Source organism: Kitasatospora sp. NPDC023120, assembly GCF_055560835.1.
The window spans coordinates 1-3,706 of record NZ_JBVHHY010000086.1; the positions used below are offsets into that span (position 1 = coordinate 1).

Here is a 3,706-nt window from a genome sequence, read left to right on the forward strand (position 1 = left end):
GACACACATGGCGGTGATCTTCGCGGACACCCGGACCGCGAAGATCACCGCCAGCGCATCACGCCACGCAGTTGATCAATTACCCAACACTTTCTTACCGGGGACTGTATTGAGTTGCTGCGGCATCTGCATGATGACCAGCGCACGCGCTTCGCGCTGCTGTACGTCGGCGGCGATGGCTGCTGGGAGGTCCTGTCCCGTGAACCGATGCTCCGCTCCCGGATCTTTCGCCGCCTGCGCTTCGAGCCGCTCACCCAGGCCGAGATCCCGGCCCTGATGCGCCGCTACCACCCGATCTACTCGGGCGCCGACGACCACCTGCTGTTCGAGATCGACAACGCCTACGGGCACGGCACCATGCGCGACTGGGCAGTGTTCACCCACACCGCAGCCGGACTGTGCGCGGCAGCAGGCCGCCCGGTCCTGGACGAGCAGATCACCACCAGCGCGTACGCACTGCTCGGCGGCGGCCTCCGTGTCTGACCGCTCGGGCCCGCGAGCCGTGCTGGTGCTGAATCCCGACGACGATGTCGCGCTCACCCGCCGTCTGGATGCCCTGGCCTCGGGCCGCCGCCTGGTGGTGCGTCCCTCGCCAGGAGGCAGCGTGCGTGACCTGGCGCGTGACGTTCTCGCGGCTCTGGGCAAGAGCCCCGAGGCCGTCCTCGCGGAGGATTTCACCGTTGCCGACATCTTCCGCACGTGCGCGGCCTTCAGCACCGCCGCAGGTGTCACGGACATCATCGTCGACCGGGTGCACCGGCTGGCCACGCGCACCGTCGAGCCGCTGCTGGACCTCACCCTGACGTCCGGGGCCGGCCTGTGGCTGATCTGGTCCGGCCCCCAGCCCACCGCCACCCTGATCAGCTTGCTGCGCCACTCGCCCCTCAAGGCCCGCGCCGAGCTGCTCGACCCCGCCGCGTTCTACCACCGCCTGCCCCTGCCAACCGAGGAAGCCGAGGAGGCGGCGGACACACCGCGACCCCAGGCACCCCGGCCCGCACGGCCCTTGCCGCGCATGCCCATGGCAGACTTCCCGCTCTTCCTCGCCACCTGCCGCCGCACCCTGCCCACCGCCGTCCGCACCCGCGTCACCGACCTGTACCAAAGCGAGATGCACGCCGCCTCCCGCCTGGCCGACACCACCGCCCACACCCTCACCGCCTACCTGCGCGACCACCGCCTTGGCCCGGCCCCCACCCCCGAAGACGCGCTGATCCGCCTGCGCGCCATCCAGGCCGCCTTGCTCCCCCGTGCCACCCTGCTGCGCTGGCAGCCCGCCACGCTGGGACCGGACCCCGTCGCCCGGCTGGTGACCCGCTTCACCGAGCACACCGCCTACGCCCTGCGCACCGCGGCCGACACGGAATCCGGCGCCGCCACCGCCCTCGCCCTGTACTTCGACACCGGCCCGACCGGCTTCGACATGATCCGCTGCCACGACATCACCCCCGACGGATCCCGCTTCCACCTGCCCCACCTGTCCGACGAGGAACGCGAACACCTCCGCCCGCCCTGGAACGAACAGCGCGGCCACCAGAAGTTCACCGGCCCCGGAGAGAGCGACCCCCTGCGCACCCCCGCACCCATCGCCATGCCGCCACACGCCGGAGCCCTGCTGGCCGCCCACCACGCCTACCGCCTGGCCCAAGGCGCCCGCCCCGGCGACCCCTACTTCATCCACCCCAGCGAGCCCGGCGTCCTGAGTCCCGTACGCCGCCTGCGCGAAGCAATCATCCGCACCTGCCACCGCCTGCACCTCGACAGCTCCTGGCTCCACCGCTCCCACTGCCGGCACGGCGACCAACTCGCCCAAGGAAACGGCGACTGGCTGGCCCAACGCGGCCTGAGCGTCCACCACCTCAACCCACCAACCCCAAAGCGCCCGTGACATCACCAGAGCACAGTGACGCCCCCAAACGCCGCAGCCCCAAACGCCACAGGCACAAGAGCCTGCTCGTACGGCGCGCCGACGCCCTCCAGGAACGCCTGCACGCCGCCGGCATGACCACCTGGCAGCTCGCCGACCTCCTGGGCGTCCACGAACACCAAATCGACCTCGACGAACTCCCCGACCTGCCCGTACGAGTCCTGCACGAGATCGCCCAACGACTGGATCTCCACCCCGGCGACATCCTGCGCGACACCGATGACCTCTACTCGCGCCCCCGCACCCAACCACCCGGCAAAAAGCCCCCAGGCAAGAAACCACCAGGCGTCGCCCACGACGCCCTCCGGCTGGTCAACGCCCTCACCCTCGCCGACCGGCCCATGCTCCCCGAAGACATCGCCAGCGCCCTCGGCTGGCCCGTCAAACGAGTCGACGAAGCAGCCGCCCATGCCCTCGGACACCCAGCCATCGGCGGCGCCGTAGCCCTACGCGGCGAACCGGGCGGCTACCTCAGCACCACACCACGCCTGGACCTGCTCGTCACAAGCCAGCAAACCCAGCTCATCGCACCCCACGACAACGACGACACCCACCAACCCACCCGCTACCAACGCGACCCCCTCACCCCCACCGAAGCCGAAACCCTCCTGACCATCTGGCACACCGGCGACACCGACCACACCAACCCGTCCCAGGACCACGCGATCAGCGGCCTCATCAACGCCGGATACGTCACCCAACCCGGCGGCCTGACGCTCGCGCTGACCGACGACGTCCTCTACAGCCTCAACCCGCACGGCGACACCCACACACCCTCGCCACGCTCTCCCACTGACATAGCCCATGTCGCCACCCACTGACACAACCTGTCGCCGACCACCGACAAATCCACGTCACCCGACACGGACGGCTTCGCCGGACGCGCACGACCACCAGGGCCCCGCAGGGTGAGAACCCCTGCCGTCCGGACCGTCACCCACCCACCGCACCTCCACCTACCAGCAAGCCGGGGAAAGGGATGGACAGAAGGGGTTGTCTGATTTTCCGGCCGTCGAAAAAGGGCTGCTGACCTGCGGGAACATGCGGCAGCGTCCCGGGGCGGCGGGGTACCTACGGTGGTACCTACGCCCGTACCTGCGGTGGCATCTACGGCGGTGCCTGCGGTGGTACCTACGTGCAGCCGCTCCGGCACCGGCCCGGCACCGGCCGGCACCGCCGCTCAGCCCTGGTCGAGGACGGCGGCGAGCGGGCAGGACCGAGCAGCTCCAGGACGGCGACCCGGCGCAGCGAGCGGGCGGCCGGCGAACCCGCGGCGCGGACCAGCAGGACCAGGAGCACAGCAGGCAGACCGTCCGGCAGGCCCCGCCGGACGGAGGGGGCCTGGGCGGAGCACAGCGAGGCCTGCGGCGAGAGGGCGAGCAGCAACACCGACGACGGCCTGGACGACGGCCGACGGCGCGCACCGAGGCCACCACCCCCACAGCACGGGCCCAGCCCGGCCGTGCGGGCCACGCCCCTGGGGACCTCCAACTCTTGGCAGCAGCCACGCCAACAGAAACCCGGACAGGACCGCCGGGCCGGTACAGCTCTGACGCCCGCCCCCTCGCCGGTAGGCTGACTGGCAGCCCCAAGAGCCAGAGCCCCTCATGGCGTTCTCATAGGCTTTGGAACGTAGTTGCAGCTCCTGAAACGGTCCAGCTCAGACGCCCTACAAGGAGCACTCTGAACCGCCCCGGGTTCGGTAGAGACTCGATTTCATGTAAGGATTCGAGTCATGGCACGTCCCTCCTCCTACCCGCTTGAGCTGCGCCGTCGTGC

The 3,706-nt window shown here is 70.3% G+C and carries 4 protein-coding genes; 3 read left to right on the forward strand and 1 reads right to left on the reverse strand.

The genetic code is table 11. From position 1 onward, the window contains the following. The first annotated feature begins 114 nt into the window (after nucleotides 1–114). From ACZ3TI_RS40705 to ACZ3TI_RS40715, 3 genes are read left to right on the forward strand one after another with little or no spacing between them, the layout of a single operon-like run. Nucleotides 115–483, forward strand: coding sequence for a hypothetical protein (locus tag ACZ3TI_RS40705; RefSeq protein ID WP_465735593.1), 369 nt, complete (start codon nucleotides 115–117; stop codon nucleotides 481–483). Next, nucleotides 476–1,888, forward strand: a complete 1,413-nt coding sequence (locus tag ACZ3TI_RS40710) for a hypothetical protein (RefSeq protein ID WP_465735595.1) — start codon at nucleotides 476–478, stop codon at nucleotides 1,886–1,888. Before ACZ3TI_RS40705 ends, ACZ3TI_RS40710 begins: the two co-directional genes overlap by 8 nt. Then, nucleotides 1,885–2,748, forward strand: coding sequence for a helix-turn-helix domain-containing protein (locus tag ACZ3TI_RS40715; RefSeq protein WP_465735597.1), 864 nt, complete (start codon nucleotides 1,885–1,887; stop codon nucleotides 2,746–2,748). Before ACZ3TI_RS40710 ends, ACZ3TI_RS40715 begins: the two co-directional genes overlap by 4 nt. Nucleotides 2,749–3,058: 310 nt before the next feature. Here the strand turns inward: ACZ3TI_RS40715 and ACZ3TI_RS40720 are convergent, their stop codons facing one another. After that, nucleotides 3,059–3,316, reverse strand: a complete 258-nt coding sequence (locus ACZ3TI_RS40720; RefSeq protein ID WP_465735599.1) for a hypothetical protein — start codon at nucleotides 3,314–3,316, stop codon at nucleotides 3,059–3,061. Between the last annotated feature and the right edge of the window lie 390 nt (nucleotides 3,317–3,706).